The following is a 2,184-nucleotide window of genomic DNA, read 5'->3' as shown; positions in this document are numbered from 1 at the left end:
AGTCTTACCGGTCCCCTTAACCTTCCAGCACCGGGCAGGAGTCAGTCCGTATACATCGTCTTACAACTTCGCACGGACCTGTGTTTTTAGTAAACAGTCGCTTGGGCCTGGTCTCTGCGGCCCTTCACGCTTCCCCAGCAAGTGGGTACACGATCCGGGCCCCCCTTCTCCCGAAGTTACGGGGGCATTTTGCCGAGTTCCTTAACCATGGTTTGCTCGATCGCCTTAGTATTCTCTACCTGATCACCTGAGTCGGTTTGGGGTACGGGCGGCGCGTAGCTCGCTAGAGGTTTTTCTCGACAGCATAGGATCATCCACTTCACCCCAACGGGCTCCCCATCACATCTCAAGCTCGACATCAAAGTCAGAGATCCGGATTTGCCTAGATCTCGCCCTACATGCTTAGCCGTACACAACCATCGGTACGGTTGGACTACCTTCCTGCGTCACCCCATCGCTTGACTACTACCAGATCGGGTCCCACGCTCCGCAACCGCCTCTGCTCCCCGAAGGAAACAGATAACGGAAGTTTCGGGTGGTTAGCATCACCAGGTTCGTCATGGGCGCTACTTTGCCGGTACGGGAATATCAACCCGTTGTCCATCGACTACGCCTGTCGGCCTCGCCTTAGGTCCCGACTTACCCAGGGCAGATTAGCTTGACCCTGGAACCCTTGATCATTCGGCGCACGTGTTTCTCACACGTGATTCGCTACTCATGCCTGCATTCTCACTCGTGTCGCGTCCACAACTGGATCACTCCGCTGCTTCACTCGCGACACGACGCTCCCCTACCCATCCACACACCTGAACCAACCTCAAGGGCGGCTTAGCTATACGTGCGAATGCCATAGCTTCGGCGGATGACTTGAGCCCCGCTACATTGTCGGCGCGGAATCACTTGACCAGTGAGCTATTACGCACTCTTTCAAGGGTGGCTGCTTCCAAGCCAACCTCCTGGTTGTCACTGCGACTCCACATCCTTTTCCACTTAGTCACCGCTTAGGGGCCTTAGCTGATGGTCTGGGCTGTTTCCCTCTCGACAATGGAGCTTATCCCCCACTGTCTCACTGCCACGCTCTCACTTACCGGCATTCGGAGTTTGGCTAACGTCAGTAACCTTGTAGGGCCCATTAGCTATCCAGTGCTCTACCTCCGGCAAGAAACACGTGACGCTGCACCTAAATGCATTTCGGGGAGAACCAGCTATCACGAAGTTTGATTGGCCTTTCACCCCTATCCACAGGTCATCCCCTCAGTTTTCAACCTAAGTGGGTTCGGTCCTCCACGTCGTCTTACCGACGCTTCAACCTGCCCATGGATAGATCACTTCGCTTCGGGTCTTGATCGTGCTACTAAGTAGCCCTATTAGGACTCGCTTTCGCTACGGCTTCCCCACACGGGTTAACCTCGCAACACAACGCAAACTCGCAGGCTCATTCTTCAAAAGGCACGCCGTCACAACACCACAAGGGCATCGCTCCGACGGATTGTAGGCACATGGTTTCAGGTACTATTTCACTCCCCGCCAGGGGTACTTTTCACCTTTCCCTCACGGTACTTGTCCGCTATCGGTCATCGAGGAGTATTTAGGCTTAACGGGTGGTCCCGCCAGATTCACACGGAATTTCAGGGGTTCCGTGTTACTTGGGATATCACTCAGCAGTCCCAGCCTTACACTTACGGGGCTATCACCCTCTACGGCGCCACTTTCCAATGGACTTCAACTTCAACTGAGATTTCTTACTGCTCACTCATCCGGCAGAATGAATAGAATGATCCCACAACCCCCCATACGCAACGCCCGCCGGCTATCACACGCATGAGGTTTAGCCTGTTCCGATTTCGCTCGCCACTACTCTCGGAATCACTGTTGTTTTCTCTTCCTGTGGGTACTGAGATGTTTCACTTCCCCACGTTCCCTCCACACGCCCTATATATTCAGGCGCGGGTAACTGGACATGACTCCAGCTGGGTTTCCCCATTCGGACACCCCCGGATCACAGCTCGGTTGCCAACTCCCCAGGGCTTATCGCAGGCTCCTACGTCCTTCATCGGCTCTCGATGCCAAGGCATCCACCATGTGCCCTTCATAGCTTGTCTCACAAACACTCAACAAAAACTACAAAGACTTAATTGCTTCTACACAACACACACCCACACCCTCAAGGCCACCCCGACCAAA

At 54.3% G+C, this 2,184-nt stretch carries 1 rRNA gene (only partly in view); it reads right to left on the bottom strand.

The annotated features are described in order from the left end of the window. Positions 1 to 2,102: ribosomal RNA gene (locus tag H5V45_RS21470) — 23S ribosomal RNA — on the bottom strand (it extends 1,124 nt beyond the left edge of the window). Positions 2,103 to 2,184 lie beyond the last annotated feature (82 nt).

Source organism: Nocardioides luti, from assembly GCF_014212315.1.
Taxonomy (GTDB): Bacteria; Actinomycetota; Actinomycetes; order Propionibacteriales; family Nocardioidaceae; genus Nocardioides; species Nocardioides luti.
Note: the sequence above shows the minus strand (reverse complement) of the source record. Positions and strands in the feature narration are given on the sequence as shown.